This is a genomic window from Microcoleus sp. AT8-A3, assembly GCF_036705675.1.
Lineage (GTDB): Bacteria > Cyanobacteriota > Cyanobacteriia > Cyanobacteriales > Microcoleaceae > Microcoleus.
On record NZ_JAUBVD010000007.1, the window covers coordinates 69,298 to 85,546 of the forward strand.

Here is a 16,249-nt window from a genome sequence, read left to right on the forward strand (position 1 = left end):
TAAAGCATCCCCCTACAGTTGGAAGTGTAGAAATATGTCTGCGGCCGGCTGTCACTTTAGGGCAATTTGTGGTATGTAAGTCTGATTAAAATAATCGCACAGGAGAATCTGTGGTCGATCGATATTAAGAGTTGGTACAGGAGCCCAGACAAATTGTTCACAATTCATCTACCCATGCCATAGCAAATTAGCTTTGAAGGAATTCGATAGTGCAGCGAGAAAGTCATGCAATTATTATTGGCGGCAGTTTAGCAGGACTGTTTGCCTCTAGAGTATTAGCAAAACACTTCGACAGAGTAAGTATTGTTGAACGAGATTTTTTTCCAGAAAAACCCGCACCTCGCCCTGGGATTCCTCAATCTCGTCACCTTCACATCCTTTTAAATCGCGGGAGAATCATCCTAGAAGAGTTTTTTCCCGGCTTGGAAAACGAACTGGTAGCTGCTGGTGCTCGTAGTTTAGATCCGAGGTCGATCGGGTGGTTTAGTCCGGCGGGTTGGGCCCCGCACTTTAGCCCGGATCTAAATGATTTAATTTTGTTCAGTCGGGATTTACTTGATTGGCAAATTCGCCGCCGCTTGGCTGAAAATACGAACGTGCATTTCCTCCAAGGAGGCACAGTAACGGGGTTGCTGGCTAATGCCTCGCGTGCGGAGGTTGCTGGCGTGTCGGTGCGTTTTCGCGATCGTCACAACCCTAGTAACATCCATACAGAGAATTTGTATGCAGATTTAGTAGTCGATGCTGGTGGCAAAGTTTCCAAAACACCTAAATGGTTGAAAAGTTTGGGCTATGAACCTCCGCAAGAAACCGTTATCAATGCTTTTGTCGGCTATGCCACCCGCATCTATAAATGCAGCGGTAAATTGTCAGAAACAGCGCCAGTATTTGTGTCACTAGCCCCGCCAGTTCGCACTCGTGGCGGTGCAATTTTTCCGATCGAAGGCAATCGCTGGCTGGTGACTCTCGACGGGGGCGATCGCGATTATCCCCCCACAGACGAAGCAGGCTTTCTAGAATTTGCCCGCACTTTGCCAACCCCGACAATTTATCATGCGATTAAAGACGCAGAAGCCATCACACCAGTTTATAGCTATCGAGGTACAGAAAATCGTTGGCGCCACTACGAGCGCCTCCGTCGTTATCCTGAAAACTTAATAATTATCGGTCATGCAGTTTGCGCTTTTAACCCGATATACGGACACGGAATAACGGTTGCTGCACTGGATGCTCAGATGTTAGATGAATGCCTCCAAAAGCAGCGGCAGCGCTATCTGCAGGGCAATTTAAAAGGTTTCTCTCGACAATTTCAAAAAAAATTAGCAAAATTACATACAATTCCTTGGACATTTGCCATCAGTCAGGACTCTCGCTATCGGGGAAGTACAGGTGCAAAACTAAACCTCGCTACGAGGCTGACAATTGATTACATGGATTTGGTGTTAAAAGTGCTCGTCGGAGATGCTAAAGTTTGTCAAGCATTTGTGGAAGTTGTGCACATGATTGAGTCGCCGGCTGTACTTTTTTCTCCCAGTATTGCGCTGAAGGCGATCGGGCAATTAGTCACCGTTCGGCAGAAGGCATAAGGCAAAGCGCAGAATTAATAGAAAGAGTTTACACGGAATCAGCTTATTTTTTCCAATTCTCTAGTCCTGGACGCATGGGGGCCAAGAAACCGGGTTTTTTTACGAACAGACGCATCGCAGGCCGCACACGGGCGTAAAAAACCCGGTTTCGAGGAGTCGGAGTGCGCCAAAACGGCTGATAGTATGTCCGCTACAACCTGCACGATCGAATTGGTTTGTAGTGAGGAATGAAGTCCTCACTACTTGCCTTGTAACGGTTATTTTAGCAGACAGGATATCAGACAATTCGGAAATCGTCAACACCAATTAAGCTGGCATTGACTCCAGTTAACGAAGCAATTACTTCTCCACTTCCCTTTAATTTAATCAGCGCGCTGTTATTGTTCAGACTTATTTCTAACTGGTTAAAACTCAGGCCTCCCGACAATCCGATGAAATCCTGACCTTTGACAAAATCAGAGATAATATCGAATCCGCGATCGACTCCTAAGACAAAAGTGTCGTTGCCCAAACCTCCGATGAGGCTGTCATTCCCTAAATCTCCCGACAAGAAATCATCGCCAACGCAGCCGAGTAAGGTATCATTATCTTCACCGCCGTCAATTGTATCGTTTCCTTCGCAGCCGTCAATTAAGTCCTTATTCTCGTTGCCGCTTAGGAAGTCATCTCCTGCACCGCCGCACAAAGTATCGTCTTCGAGTTGTCCGAAGAGAGTATCATTGCCTTCGCTGCCTAGAATTAAATCCTGAGCTTTTCCGCCGAATAGGATATCGTTTCCTTTGCCACCGTCGAGAAAATCATTACCTCGATTGCCAAAGATTAAGTCATCATCTTCTTTGCCGTTAATTGAATCGTTGCCCTCATTCCCAAAGATAATATCTTCACCAAAACCACCAATAAGGATGTCGTTTCCTTTGCCACCAAATAAGAGGTCGTCTCCCTTGTTGCCATCAATGAAGTCATTGTCTTCATTGCCGTTGAAGATATCGTTAAATTCGCCACCAAATAGGTTGTCGTTGCCAGTTAAAGCATCAAAGATATTGGGACTGTTGCTGCCAAAATATGCGTCGTTTCTGGGAGTGCCAATTAGAAGACCGGGAAGACCATTGATAATATTATCAATTTGTTCGTTGGGTTTGTTGAGATTGGGATACTCAATTTGATCGCAAATGCACTCTGTATCGGGAATGTTAACAGGTGTTGGTGTGGGTACGGGTTCCGGTGTTGGTGTGGGTACGGGTTCCGGTGTTGGTGTGGGTACGGGTTCCGGTGTTGGTGTGGGTACGGGTTCCGGTGTTGGTGTGGTTACGGGTTCCGGTGTTGGTGTGGGTACGGGTTCCGGTGTTGGTGTGGGTACGGGTTCCGGTGTCGGCGTGGGTACGGGTTCCGGTGTCGGCGTGGGTACGGGTTCCGGTGTCGGCGTTGGAGTTAGAGTTGGAGTTGGTGCGGTTGTTACTGTAGCCGCTATGGGGAAATCAAAGGGATTTTCATCGCTATCATCATTGACAAATTGCAGCGTACCTGATTTATTTCCTGCTGCTGTGGTATCTACTTGAACTTGCAGGTTAGTTGTACCGCCAGCGGCGACAGTTGCAGGTAAGGTTCCGACAATGCTAAATCCAGTTGGTAGGGTAAGGTTGCTGAGGTTTAAAACTGCTGTACCGAGATTTTTGACGGTAAAGGTTTTGTTGAGAGTGGTGCCAACTATGACGCTGCCAAAGTCGATCGCACTTGTAGTACCATCAACTATATCTGTTGTTCCGTCTAAAACTTGAATTTCTGGTAATGGTGTAGCAGTGACTGATGCTGAAATCGGGAAATCAAAGGGATTTTCATCGCTATCATCATTGACAAATTGCAGCGTACCTGATTTATTTCCTGCTGCTGTGGTATCTACTTGAACTTGCAGGTTAGTTGTACCGCCAGCGGCGACAGTTGCAGGTAAGGTTCCGACAATGCTAAATCCAGTTGGTAGGGTAAGGTTGCTGAGGTTTAAAACTGCTGTACCGAGATTTTTGACGGTAAAGGTTTTGTTGAGAGTGGTGCCAACTATGACGCTGCCAAAGTCGATCGCGCTTGCAGTACCATCTACTATATCTGTTGTTCCGTCTAAAACTTGAATTTCTGGTAAGGGAGTTACGTCGTTATCGGTATTAGTCACCGCGACATCGGCTGGATTAAATCCGTTGTAATTAGAGTCCGTACTGGTAGCGGCGGCGGTGACAATGTTATAGGTTTTATTCCCATCTACTAGATTGTCATCAACTCCCGTTGCGGTGACTGTTTGTGCAACATTCCAATTAGCATTCGTGAAAGTGACTGAAGTTGGGGAAACTGTTCCTTCGGCGGTGTTATCGCTGGTTAAACCTACAGTCACATCTGCCGTGGGTTGACTATTAAGTTGAACTGTAAATGTAGCTTTCCCGCCAGCCTCGGTTGTGGTTAATCCTGTAGTTGGTGTAATGGTAATGTTAGCAGTATCATTGTCAGTAATCGTCACACTTTGGTTGGTGGTAGTTCCTAATGCTATCCCGGATGACGGGCTGCTAATTGTTAAAGTAGCTGTTTCCGCACCTTCAGCAATCAAATCATCATTAACTGTAATGGTTACTTGCCCCGTCTTACTGCCATCGAGTAGGGTGATTTGAGTAGGAATAGCACCAGTAAAGTCAGCAGGGCTAGCAGTACCTGTTAATGCTAAATTAAGTGTTTGATCACCGGCTACATTACCTTCAGCAGTGGCGGTAAAGGTAATAGCTGTTGTCCCGGCTTCACTGGCAGTAGTTGTGCTGGCAGTGAGGTTAACTTTCGGTACGGGAATGGTGATATTAAATGATGTGGCTGGGCTGGAAGTGTCAATACCGCCATTTGCTGTACCACCGCTATCTTGCAGTTGCACGCTAACGGTGGCTGTGCCGGGTTTGCCACTGGGAGTGTAGGTCAGTGTGCCATTGGTTGCTAGACTTGGTTGAGTAGTAAATAAGGTGTTGTCGTTGTTAGTAATGGTGTAGTTGCTAACTGTTTGAGTAGCTTCATCAGCGGGACCAAAGCTGATAGTATTTGCCCAGTTGCTAATAGTTTGAGCCGTATTTGTCCAAGCTGTTAGGGTTTGGTTGCCTAAGTTACTGAAGCTGGGTTTGTCATTGACTGAGTTAACGGTAATCGTAAAGTTTTGTACTGCGGAAGTATCAACACCGCTGTTAGCTGTGCCGCCGCTATCTTGTACTTTTACATCAAAGGTGGAGGTGCCGAAAGCATCGGCGGCGGGAGTGTAAGTGAGGTTGCCGTTTGCATCTATTGCTGGTGGTGTGGCAAATAAGGCAGAGTTGCTGATGCTACTAACAGTGTAAGTGGCGGTTTGAGTGGATTCGTTGGCGGGGCCGGGGCTGAAGGTTGCCCAACCCGTTACTATTTGCGCCCCAGCATCTTCATTAACGGTGGGGTTGGTGGCGGTGAAGCTGGGAATGTCGTTGACGGGGGTAACGGTGATGGCTGCGGTGTTGGTAGCTGTGCTGATACCAACGTTGATGCTGGTATTGGCGGTGGCACCATTAGTACCGACGACTTGATCCCAAGCACGGAAGGTGAGGGCGTTGGTGATAGTGCCGTTGTAGTTGGCGGTTGTTGGTTGAAAGTAGATACGGGTGTTGGCATCTGCTGCCAGTAAGCGGGCGTTGGTATTGGTTACTGCGCCCAAGGCGTTCCAGGTTATTCCGCCATCTGTGGTGTAAAACCAACTGCCGTTAGTCGTGTCGGTGGCAGTGAGGGCGATGCCCGTCAATGCCCCAGTGTCGGGATCGGTGATGTTTGTACCTATCGCCACAAGGCTGGAAATTGGGGTACCGACAGCACCCACCGGCGCGGGTGCCTCTTCTAGGACAGAATTGAGGGTAACAGGGGTATTGTTAGGGACGGGTGCAGTGTTGATGCTGCCGTAGATATCGTTGTTATTTGGGGTGGTGTTTGCGTTATTAGCAGCAGTATTGCCCGTGGTGCGGAGATAACCAACAACACTGACAGTGGGAGGAGTTGTTGGCATTCCCTGAGTGTTGCCTTGGGTGGTTTGTGCGGTTTGGGCTGCTGCATCCAGCACAAAAATCGCGCCTGCCAGGGCTTGGCCATTATTCGCTCCCGTGCCGCCTGTCGTGGTGTTGTTGTTGAAGGTTGTGTTTTGTAGTGTTAAACTGCCTTCCCTGACAAAAATCGCGCCACCCAATCCGGCACCGCCACCACCAGGCAGGAAGGCGGAATAGTCTGTAGTCCCGCCACCTGCGCCACCGCCAAAGCCACCTGCGCCTGGGTTGTTAGTGTTAATACTCACACCGCCGCCACCGCCAAAGCCACCTCTGCCACCGAAGTTAGCAGCAGCACCGCCACCGCCACCAAAGCCACCCCAACCACCATTCAAAAAGGCTTGGTCGCCAGCAGAACCGCCGCCGCCACCGAATGCACCGTTGCCTCCGTTGGTAGTGTTAAAACCGCCGCCACCACCGCCGCCACCAGTGCCATTACCGCCAACCGTGCCATTACCGCCAGCTCCCCCGCTCCCGCCAAAAGCCCCGCCAGAACCGCCATTTCCACCGTTGAAGGAGCCGGTAAAGTTACTATTGCCGTTGCCGCCAAACCCGCCGCCGCCGTTGCCGCCAAAAGCGCCTATCGCCCCAATACCGCTGTTACCGCCAAGACCGCCACCGCCGGCTAAGAATCTATTATTATTGGCGCTATTCCCGCCGATCGCCTGGTTACTGGTAAAAGTCACATTATCAATTGTCACACTGCCGTTATAGATAAATAACGCGCCACCCATGCCAGCCGCGCCGCCACCACCGCCGCTATCAATCCCGCTGCCATTTCCGCCTTGTGTCCTTCCTCCGGTAATGCTCATGTTGGAGAAACTGACGGTTCCAGACCGGATAAAGAAAGGTCGAACATCACCAGTGTCATTAATACCGTTGTTATTGACATCGCCACTGACGGTGAAACCGCCACCAATAAACCCGATATTACTGTTAATTAGCTGATTCGGAGTCCCCGTCATCCTAACATTGGTGGTGAGGGTAATAGTGTCATCTACCCCCACCGAATTATTCGCCTGCAAAATAGCCCAACTCAGGGTATTTGCTGTCCCCCCTGTTCCATTATCGGTTGCCACCGTGACATTATAATTGAGCAACACACCGTCATAAGCTTTCATCGCCTCCCCATTAAACGGCACTACGGCTTCTATATTTCCCGTTGCTGTTTCTAATTTCCAGTCGCCGCCTTTAGCAGCAGAACCCGTCAAGTTGTCAGAAGCTGCAATATCTGCGCCTGTTATTTCACTCAATCGTTTGACAAAATTCTTGCCGATCTTTCCTGTGGCTACATCGCATCCATAAAGTAGGATATCTCCGTTCTCTGTCAGAGCATTTCCCCACTGTTTTAGCTGAGTGTTGAAAGCTTCTATATCATTCTCATTGAGTACGTCTGCACCAAGTTTTAAACTGCCTTGGTTGCCGTGAGAAAGGATGTGTATAGATTCAATATCTTTTTGATTTGCTAAGGCGTTAGTAATTTGTTCGATGCCGCTCAAATTTTCATTTTAAATGAAAATTTGAGCGGCATCGGTGTTGTGAATGAGGCTTTGATAATCTTGTACAGAGGAGTCTACGAAAATTATTTGGTTGTTCATGGTGGATTCCCTGATAGTTTTTGTACGGGGATTTAATTCTTGGGTACGTAGTTGCGCTTCAGCCCTACTTGCCACTGCTGAAGCGCAACTACGTGCATCTTAATGTGCCAATTGCGTAAGAGTCCGGTTAGATTGTAATTCTATCTAAAGATAGATGTCAATAGCTAAAATATATTGCATAAGGTGGAGGTGATTGCGATCGTTGTCAATAAGCCTTTCACCGGCGGAATCTCCGGCCCATCCCACAAGAAAATTCACGCTCTGTGGAACAGGCAAGATGCCTGTTATTGAGATCCGATCGAACTCGGCAAATAATGATAACCTCGGTCATTGCTTTGGGCAAAAAAATATGCTCACAGAAATTTTGACCAAAATCAGTTCTGGCTGCACTCGCAACCCAAGCGTTGGGGAGTTTTCTACGGGGATTCTGGGCTGTAAGAATGTTTTTTGGTCGATCGAACTTGTGCAATTCTCAATTGCCAGCCAAACAATCTAATTGTTCTTGCATTTGGGCGGTAACTCGATCGAAACAAGCATCAACATAATCGCGATCGCGCGCCGCCTCCGAACCATACCTCTCAAATACAATCGGTTCGCACACGCGAGTCCGAATTTGCACAGGTAAAGGTAGGTTTGGCAAAGGCCCAATACTCAATCCCCAAGGCAATCCCAAATACACCGGCAATACCACCGGATCGATGCCAAATAGCCACGGCATTCCCAATTCATGCAATTGCTTTGCTTGTTCGTACAAATCTGCCAAAACTATCAAAGTATCGTGAGCACCGTGCGATATAATTGGTAAAATTGGCACTTCTTCTCGCAATGCTAATTTGATAAATCCCTTGCGTCCCGCAAAGTAGATTCGATCGCGCAAGTGGTGGGGACGAAAAACATCTTGGGCGCCGCCCGGATAGACGAGAACTGGGGCATTTTTGCGTAAAGCTGCGATCGCCATTTTCGGATGCGCCTTGAGGGCTCCACACTGAACCGCCATGCTAGCAACATCAGGAGAAACTTGCCAAACCGTGGGGTGCATCAATCCGTAGGCCAAGCGTTCCGTACCGTACCTGCGGAACCATTCGTATAGGAACATAAACATATCTGGAGCAGCGAGTCCCCCGTTGTGAGAACCGACAACGAGCATTTTTCCGCTCGCCGGGACGTGGTGCCAGCCGTCGCTTTGTACGCGAAAATAGTAGCGGTACAGCCATTCCCAGATTGGCAACAAAAGCTGAATGAATTCGGGATTGCGATCGTCTAAAGATAGACCGTCAAAGGGATAGTTAGAGGATTTTCCGTCTTTTTTGTTAGTAGTTTTTGTCACTGGAGAAATATTTAACGCTTTGGTCATTATATAGCAGAAGGAAGAAAGCTTTAAATCTGGAAGACAGAAGGCTTTAGTTATTTGGGAAATAAGGAAGAAGGAAGGATATTAGTTTGGATTTTCCTCTCCTGGTGCGTGCGATCATCCCGATCGCCCTGCGAAAAAAAGATTTTTCCTATTATCATTAATATGATCCCATTCCGAAGGAATCTACCGCATTAGTTTTAGCAAGTGAAAACATCATAAACATCGAGCGCGGTTGCTATAGCAATATAATTAAATCAGAATTGGCGCAAAAATTTGGTTTCTGATTTGAGCGGGCTGCTTTTGTTCGGAGGTTTTGTGCTGGTTGTCTCCACAGGAACAAAACCGTTTGGAAACAGCTACAGCAACTGTCGCTGATGGCGGGGCGGCTTTAGCCACAAAAACACAACTGTGCCTCAAGCCGATAAGTTTCCGTTTTGGAAGATTTTATCAAGTTGATGCCCGCCATCGGGTCAATGCTAGCGATTGGCGCTGTTTACTTTTCCCCTCTGCCATTCCCAGACTCGGACACTTCCACCTTCTCCCCCTCCCCCACTGTGGCATAATGAGCAATTTATAGGCGTAGCAGCTTTATGTGTCTTCGCTCAACTCACCAAACATTAAATTATATAAATTAAACTTGACTTGCGGTAAAAAAAAGTTACATAAAGCTTTTTTGTGGAAGACAAATCGATTTTTTTGCTATATTGACCTGCAATTAAGATAATGATTGTGGTTAAGTGAGGATTTGAACGGATGAAAAACTTGAATTGCTGGAATAAACCCGCTGCATTGCTGGGCGCGATCGCGATCGCAACCGGAAGTTTGCAGGCAAATGCGATCGTTGTTGCCGCCCCATCAACATCCACTGTCAGTCAAGATGCTGAAAATATTTCCTTTGAAGATAGCGCCACCTTTCAAATAGCCCAGGCTGGCAACCTTTGTCGCAAAGTCACTCCCAAAGAAGGTTTGACCGTTCGCCAGAGCCCAGACCCAAAATCCCCTAGAGTGGGCGGGGTAGGACTTAACACTCAGGTAACGCTGTCCCAAGGCGCTACTTCTGTTAAAGCCTCCGACGGTCGCCTCTGGATTCAAATTACCGCTCCCGTCACAGGGTATGTAGCTAGCGGATATCCCAACGACGAAAGTAATTTAGGTTCGTGCACAATTAGTCAAACTCCTGCACCTGCACCCGCACCCGCACCCGCACCTGCACCAGCGCCCGCACCAGCACCCGCACCTGCACCAGCGCCCGCACCAGCACCCGCGCCAGCACCCGCGCCAGCACCCGCACCCGCACCAGCACCCGCACCCGCACCAGCACCCGCACCCGCACCCGCACCAGCACCAGCGCCAGCGCCAGCACCAGCACCAGCACCAGCACCAGCGCCAGCACCCGCACCAGCACCCGCACCCGCACCAGCACCAGCGCCAGCACCTGCGCCTGCGCCTGCGCCTGCACCAGCACCTGCAACGGGCCCCGTAAGTCTGTGCCGCCAAGTAGAACCTCGCGTAGCGCCGAGGGGTCTAGCTATCCGTACTGAGCCTTCAAGGACTGCTGCGGTTAAAGGTGGTGTACCGGCTAACGGTCAAGTAACGCTTGTACCGAATTTCCAGTTAGTGAAAGATAAGAATGGAGAAAACCGGAATTGGGTTGAGATTTCAGCTCCTGCGGCGGGATTCATCTCTGCTGGAAATTTGATCATGTGCAAGTAAACTTGTGAGTTCGATCGCTCTTTTTGACTAAAAGAGCGATCGACACCGAAAATAGTTTTAAGATTGTCGCGCAGCAAGCGAACAACGCGGAACCCAGATTGCTTCGATGACTTACCCAGGAATAACTTATTTCTGTCGCGAGTCAGAGTTTTGCTGCGATATCTTTGGGGTTGGAGACGGTAATTTTGCGATCGCCCAGGAACTGTTTGACGTTAATTGATTCGTAGTTCGATCAGGCGGCGGGCTGCCCCATTGCTGCGATGGGAATTTGGATGCAGGCGATAACAGCTAGGAAAAAGAGCGCTCGCTTGACAATTGATGGGTTCATCAGGCTTGAGATTGTGCGAGAAACTTTTGTCTCCGAGATGCGAAAGCCGCCAAATCTGCCTCGGTGAATTGAGTTTGCTGCCATGAGGGGCGGGCAAGCAGTCGATCGCACCAAGCTTGAATTTTTGGATAACCGTCTAGGGACACACCAACCCAAGATAGCAAGGGCACGACGGTGCCGGCAACGCACTCGGCAAACGTGACACTGTTGCTAGCGAAAAAAGGGCGATCGTCCAACAAACCTTCAAAAAATGTCAGCACAGTATTGACTTTTTCCTTAGCCTTTTCTATTACTTGAGGTTCAGGAGTTCCCCAGCCCATTTTTTCACTGCTGAGGGGGTAAAGTGCCGGCGCAAGTTCGTTAACCGTGACCAATTCTACCATTTTCACAACTGCCAAATCTTGCGGATCTTTCGGCAGCATTGCCGGTTCTGGATACTTCGCTTCTAGATAGTCAAGAATTGCCAGAGACTCGACGACAGTGAAGTCATTATCGACCAAAACAGGGATGCGATGAAAAGGATTCATTGCGACAAACTCAGGCTGCAAGTGATCGCCGTCCAAGTGGATTTCTACTAATTCAAAGTCGAGGTTTTTTTCGATGAGGGCGATCCAGACGCGGCGGGAGTTAGGGGAAATTGGGGTGTGATAAAGTTTCATAAATGGTGGGGGTAATTATTGAAAGGTAATATAGCAATCCTAAATCAGTTTCAATAACTGGTTAACTGGTTCCCAGGCAGAGCCTGGTAACGAGTATAAAAATTGTCCCAAATTACTTCAGTCCTTAGAGCCGTCAACCCAGTTTAAGTCCCACTTAAAATCTTTATCCATCTCTGAGTGGCCTCTAAAATATTTCTCAATCTTGGTAACTTTAAAAGTCTTGTCATCAACATTCTGAAACAAGGCAATGGCACATCTCGTTATACCATCACTAGGATTCTCCAATTTCACTTCGATATCTGCCTGATAAATTACCCCTGGCAATTTGATTTTGACAACACCAGTAGCATCAGACCATTTAGCTATGCCCTGATAGATCCAAGCGTAAACTAGAATCCGCTTAAATTCAGCAACCTTGTCGCCATTTATCCGCAAAGTCTCACCTTTATCACCCTTACGGTCATCTTCACCCAGATCAATATACGGAGTTTTAGAGAAATCACCAAACGATTCGCCCAGGGCTTGTATACAGCCCTTTTGTCGATCTTTTAGCTCATACAAGCAACCCAGATCAAGATCTATGGCAGTTTTGCTACCATCTTCTCCAGTTCCTTGACTCCAATTCAGTTGAACTATAATTTCACCCAGTCCGCCACTTTGCGTAATTATCGGGGGTTTTACAGCCTCTTCCTTTGGTTTATTAGAAACAGGAACATCTGGCTTTTTATCACTACTTGCTGTAGATGTTACCCCCAAATCATTGCCTACTTCTGACTGTATAGTTCTCTTTCTAGTTCTCCGATTTGAATTTAATTCAAGAGGAGGCGGAGTTGAATTATTAGTGGTAAAATCAGCGCTTTTTTCAGACTTAGTTCGCAACACAATAGACTCTTCGTTTCTCAGAGTAGTGACCGGTGGTGTTTGTGGAGGAGGAAGCTTAACCACAGTTTTCTGCTTGTTCTCAGCCACCCTTTTCTCAGCCTTCTCAATAATTTTTTTCAAAACCTCAATTTCTATTGGTTGCTCTTCAAGGTCATATTCAAGGTCATAGGTGTCACCTTCACGACTTAAGTAATCAAGAGCCGCACTCTTATCGAAAGTAGATTCATCAAAACGATTGATTAATTTTTGGATGGTGTTGGTGTCTTCGATCAAAATTCCCACTTCAAACTCTGGGCTACTTTCCTTAGAGGTGAGAAAGTTATGACTTCCCAGCATGGCAAAGTTGTTATCACACACCAAAAACTTTTCATGGGTACCCAATTCCTTCAAAGAGAGGAACTTAGGATATTCATTTTCGAGTTCACGCAATGTGGGCAATGCTCCATACCAAAATGTATCTGTTTGATCTCTAGCCAGATCCTCCAATTTACCCCAACCAATATCAATCCGAACACCTCGCTTTATGAGTTCTTCGCACTTCTCAATCACTACAGCAGTAGCCCAATAGGTCAGCCAAGGACATACCAGAATCAATCGCTCTTGAACATTTTCCAGCGCATGACTAAGCACTTCTCGACTCTGACCACGGTTAAACACTAGCCGATCTTCATATTGCTTATCACTGGGTTCATCGACCTGACTTGTGATGATATCAGGTCGATTTTCTAACAGAGACTTTAAATCCTCTAGTTTTTGCTCTATTCTCTGGTTTTGCTCAAGCAGGCTGCCATGACTCTCACTCAATTTGTCTAATTGTTGCTGCAACTCTCTCAAGCGTTGATTTTGCCAAATTAGTTTGGGCTTCTGTTTCTGAGAATGGTATTTATTTTCATTAGACATAGACACATTACCTCAAATTTTTTTATACAGCGGTTCCCTAAAGTAGGAGTACCTAAGCTCCTTCTGAGTATATCAGTCAGCAAAAAAAAATAGCTGTCACCAGGTGACAGCTATTTTGTTTATCAAAAAGGCGGGCCCGAAAGCCCGCCCCATCAAACGATCGACTATCGATTAATAATCGAAGTCGCCGCCGCCCATGCCGCCGCCAGCGCCTGCAGCAGCGCCATCCTTCGGTTCAGGCTTGTCAACGACGATGCACTCGGTTGTCAGCACCATACCAGCAATAGATGCGGCATTTTGCAGAGCAGAACGAGTCACCTTCGCAGGGTCAACAATTCCAGCTTCAAACATATCGACAAACTCATTTGTCGCTGCGTTGAAACCGACGTTGAACGGCTTTTCTTTGACGCGCTCAGCAATCACAGCGCCATTCAAACCAGCATTTTCAGCAATCCGCTTCAGAGGAGCAGCCAGAGCCCGTGCCACAATCAATGCACCGGTCAATTCTTCGCCCTTCAGATTGCTATTAGCCCACTCTTCCAATTGAGGAGTCAGGTGAGCCAAAGTTGTACCGCCACCAGGAACAATTCCTTCTTCTACAGCAGCTTTGGTTGCGTTGATCGCATCTTCCAAACGCAGTTTGCGATCCTTCATTTCTGTTTCGGTAGCCGCGCCGACTTTGATGACTGCGACGCCGCCAGCCAATTTGGCTAAACGTTCTTGCAGCTTTTCTTTGTCGTAGGAAGACTCGGTTTCGTCCATTTGACGGCGAATTTGTTCGCAGCGGGACTTAACGGCGGCTTCGTTACCTTCGGCAACAATTGTGGTGCTGTCTTTGGTGATGGTGATGCGGCGAGCTTTGCCGATCATGTCGAGCTTGGTGTTTTCCAGTTTCAAACCGGCATCTTCGGTGATTAGTTGACCGCCGGTCAATACGGCGATATCTTCTAACATGGCTTTGCGCCGATCGCCAAAACCGGGTGCTTTAACAGCAGTCACGTTCAACACACCGCGCAGTTTGTTGACAACGAGGGTAGCTAAAGCTTCTTTCTCAATGTCTTCTGCAATGATCAACAGCGGGCGGCCGGAACGAGCTACTTGTTCGAGCACAGGTACTAAATCTTGTACCAGAGCAATTTTCTTGTCTGTCAGCAAGATGAACGGTTCTTCGAGAATCGCTTCCATCCGTTCAGTGTCGGTGACGAAGTAGGGAGAGATGTAGCCTTTGTCGAAGCGCATCCCTTCGGTGATTTCCAATTCGGTGGTCATAGACTTCCCTTCTTCCAGGGAAATCACGCCTTCTTTGCCCACCTTGTCCATTGCGTTGGCAATCATTTGGCCGACTTCATCGTCGTTACCAGCAGAGATGGAGCCGACTTGAGCGATGGCTTTGGAATCTTCTACTTGTTTGGCGTGTTCGGCAATTTTTTCTACCAAAAACGTGGTTGCTTTGTCAACACCGCGCTTGAGGGCGATCGCATTTGCGCCGGCTGCTACGTTACGCAGACCTTCTTTGACCATGGCGTGAGCCAAAACGGTAGCAGTTGTGGTACCGTCGCCTGCTGCGTCGTTGGTTTTGGAAGCTGCTTGACGGATCAGGGCAACGCCTGTATTTTCTACGTGGTCTTCTAGTTCGATTTCTTTGGCGATGGTAACACCGTCATTGACGATTTGAGGAGCTCCGAATTTCTTTTCGAGAACCACGTTGCGGCCTTTGGGGCCGAGGGTTACTGCCACTGCTTCGGCCAAAATGTCCATACCGCGTTCGAGGGCGCGACGTGCATTTTCGTTGTAGATGATACGCTTAGCCATAGTTTTTGGGGATGAGAGGGTTTGAGATTTTGGATTGGGGATGATGGATTTTAGTCATTTGTCCCGTGTCATTAGTTGTTTGGCGGCGTTCGCTTTAAACTAATGACTGATGACTAAGGACTGATGACTAATGATTAATTAGTTAACGATCGCCAGAATGTCTTTTTCTGCAAGCAAGACGTATTCGTCTGTGCCGAGTTTGATGTCGGTGCCGGCGTACTTCGAGTAGAGAACTTTGTCGCCGACTTTGACTTCCATTTCAATGCGGGTGCCATCGTCATTGCGCTTGCCGGGGCCCACGGCCGCGACTTCGCCTACTTGGGGCTTTTCCTTAGCTGTGTCGGGCAGAAGGATGCCGCCGGCGGTTTTTTCTTCGCTAGCGCTTACTTTTACGAACACGCGCTCGCCTAACGGTTTAACGGTAGAAACACTCAGTGATACTGCTGCCATAAATAAATCTCCAGATTACAGATTGTCGTGAGTCAGTCGTCAGGGGTCACGATGAAAGCAACAGCGGACTACTTACAACTGACATATTAGCACTCTCGACTCCTGAGTGCTAATTTAGCTCTAGAAAGGGGCGATCGCAACTTAGTTGTCAGTACGGGTTCCCGAACCGACAATGAGTTGGAGAGGGGGAGAGAGAGGGAGAGGGGGAGAGAGCCAGAAGCGAAAAATCCCGGATTTCGACTTGTTATGCCTTTAAAACTTGCCTCTTGTTTGCCCTCAATTTCTGAATTGTAAAAAACCTACCGTTGAGACGGGAGGGAGTGGGGGCTGTGGTGATGACTTTAGACCGCTAACCAATTACTGTTGACGAATGAATAAAATGACAGAAAATAACATGGAATCTTGCAGCCAAGGCTTGAGCGCTTGCGTCCAAAGCCTGGGAATCCCTCAAATCGAGCGGCATATTTTTATCTGTGCCGACCAAACCGTGCCCAAGTGCTGCGATCGGCAAACCAGTCTGGAGGCGTGGAATTACTTAAAAAAACGCTTGCAAGAATTGGGGTTGGACAAGCCAAGTGCCGATCGACCAACCTGCGTCTTTCGCACGAAAGCCAATTGCCTGCGAGTGTGCGCGTCTGGCCCGATTATGGTAGTCTATCCAGACGGAGTGTGGTATCGCGACGTTACTCCACCCGTGATTGAGAGAATTATTCAGGAACATCTCCTAAACTCAAAGGTGGTTCAAGAATACGCTTTCTTGACTCATCCTTTGCCTGTGCCTGCTGAGACCCAGCCAAACATTTAAGTGTAGCGCTGTTTAAAGTACAGGGTTATAGGTAAAGTGTTAAATTTAAGGTTAAGGGTGAAAAATTGAGACAGTTTCGCGTCCGGGCG

11 protein-coding genes are annotated in these 16,249 nt (G+C 48.0%); 5 read left to right on the forward strand and 6 right to left on the reverse strand.

Annotated features, from left to right (window positions below; genetic code table 11):
- The first annotated feature begins 209 nt into the window (after nt 1-209).
- Entirely contained in the window at nt 210-1,586 is a 1,377-nt protein-coding gene (locus QUB51_RS06130; protein ID WP_333052993.1) for a 2-polyprenyl-6-methoxyphenol hydroxylase-like oxidoreductase, read from the forward strand.
- Nucleotides 1,587-1,863: 277 nt separating this feature from the next.
- Here QUB51_RS06130 and QUB51_RS06135 read toward each other — a convergent pair whose 3' ends face one another.
- Entirely contained in the window at nt 1,864-7,158 is a 5,295-nt protein-coding gene (locus QUB51_RS06135) for a DUF4347 domain-containing protein (RefSeq protein WP_333260117.1), read from the reverse strand.
- 376 nt (nt 7,159-7,534) lie between these two features.
- Here QUB51_RS06135 and QUB51_RS06140 point away from each other — a divergent pair, with 376 nt between their 5' ends.
- The gene (locus QUB51_RS06140; RefSeq protein ID WP_333260119.1) at nt 7,535-7,753 is read left to right on the forward strand and encodes a hypothetical protein; all 219 of its coding nucleotides are present in this window, start codon (nt 7,535-7,537) and stop codon (nt 7,751-7,753) included.
- Here QUB51_RS06140 and QUB51_RS06145 read toward each other — a convergent pair.
- Nucleotides 7,730-8,611 (reverse strand): glycerol acyltransferase, encoded by an 882-nt coding sequence (locus tag QUB51_RS06145; protein WP_333260122.1) that lies wholly within the window; start codon nt 8,609-8,611, stop codon nt 7,730-7,732. The two genes, QUB51_RS06140 and QUB51_RS06145, sit on opposite strands and share 24 nt — an antisense overlap.
- Nucleotides 8,612-8,933: 322 nt before the next feature.
- Here QUB51_RS06145 and QUB51_RS06150 point away from each other — a divergent pair, with 322 nt between their 5' ends.
- Nucleotides 8,934-9,188, forward strand: a complete 255-nt coding sequence (locus QUB51_RS06150) for a hypothetical protein (RefSeq protein WP_333052997.1) — start codon at nt 8,934-8,936, stop codon at nt 9,186-9,188.
- Nucleotides 9,189-9,364: 176 nt separating this feature from the next.
- On the forward strand, nt 9,365-10,324 hold the full coding sequence (locus QUB51_RS06155) for an SH3 domain-containing protein (RefSeq protein ID WP_333052998.1): 960 nt from the start codon (nt 9,365-9,367) through the stop codon (nt 10,322-10,324).
- Between the two features lie 327 nt (nt 10,325-10,651).
- On the opposite strand, the gene QUB51_RS06160 is transcribed toward QUB51_RS06155, so the two are convergent.
- The 4 genes from QUB51_RS06160 to groES form a co-directional block, all read right to left on the reverse strand.
- Nucleotides 10,652-11,311, reverse strand: a complete 660-nt coding sequence (locus tag QUB51_RS06160; RefSeq protein WP_333260125.1) for a glutathione S-transferase family protein — start codon at nt 11,309-11,311, stop codon at nt 10,652-10,654.
- Nucleotides 11,312-11,428: 117 nt separating this feature from the next.
- On the reverse strand, nt 11,429-13,093 hold the full coding sequence (locus QUB51_RS06165) for a phospholipase D-like domain-containing protein (RefSeq protein ID WP_333260128.1): 1,665 nt from the start codon (nt 13,091-13,093) through the stop codon (nt 11,429-11,431).
- Between the two features lie 171 nt (nt 13,094-13,264).
- Complete coding sequence (groL, locus tag QUB51_RS06170) at nt 13,265-14,905, reverse strand: chaperonin GroEL (RefSeq protein ID WP_333053005.1); 1,641 nt, start codon at nt 14,903-14,905, stop codon at nt 13,265-13,267.
- Between the two features lie 138 nt (nt 14,906-15,043).
- Nucleotides 15,044-15,355 carry a co-chaperone GroES gene (groES, locus tag QUB51_RS06175; RefSeq protein WP_332945088.1) on the reverse strand — a complete coding sequence of 104 codons (312 nt, stop codon included), beginning with the start codon at nt 15,353-15,355 and terminating at the stop codon, nt 15,044-15,046.
- Between the two features lie 379 nt (nt 15,356-15,734).
- Between groES and QUB51_RS06180 the strand changes: the two genes are divergently transcribed.
- Complete coding sequence (locus tag QUB51_RS06180; RefSeq protein WP_333209731.1) at nt 15,735-16,160, forward strand: ferredoxin; 426 nt, start codon at nt 15,735-15,737, stop codon at nt 16,158-16,160.
- The last annotated feature ends 89 nt before the right edge of the window (nt 16,161-16,249 follow it).

Coding starts and splice junctions, on each gene's coding strand:
- QUB51_RS06155 (WP_333052998.1), top strand. CDS start 9,365: ATGAAAAACTTGAATTGCTGGAATAAACCCGCTGCATTGCTGGGCGCG.
- QUB51_RS06145 (WP_333260122.1), bottom strand. CDS start 8,611: ATGACCAAAGCGTTAAATATTTCTCCAGTGACAAAAACTACTAACAAA.
- QUB51_RS06140 (WP_333260119.1), top strand. CDS start 7,535: ATGCCTGTTATTGAGATCCGATCGAACTCGGCAAATAATGATAACCTC.
- groES (WP_332945088.1), bottom strand. CDS start 15,355: ATGGCAGCAGTATCACTGAGTGTTTCTACCGTTAAACCGTTAGGCGAG.
- groL (WP_333053005.1), bottom strand. CDS start 14,905: ATGGCTAAGCGTATCATCTACAACGAAAATGCACGTCGCGCCCTCGAA.
- QUB51_RS06165 (WP_333260128.1), bottom strand. CDS start 13,093: ATGTCTAATGAAAATAAATACCATTCTCAGAAACAGAAGCCCAAACTA.
- QUB51_RS06180 (WP_333209731.1), top strand. CDS start 15,735: ATGACAGAAAATAACATGGAATCTTGCAGCCAAGGCTTGAGCGCTTGC.
- QUB51_RS06160 (WP_333260125.1), bottom strand. CDS start 11,311: ATGAAACTTTATCACACCCCAATTTCCCCTAACTCCCGCCGCGTCTGG.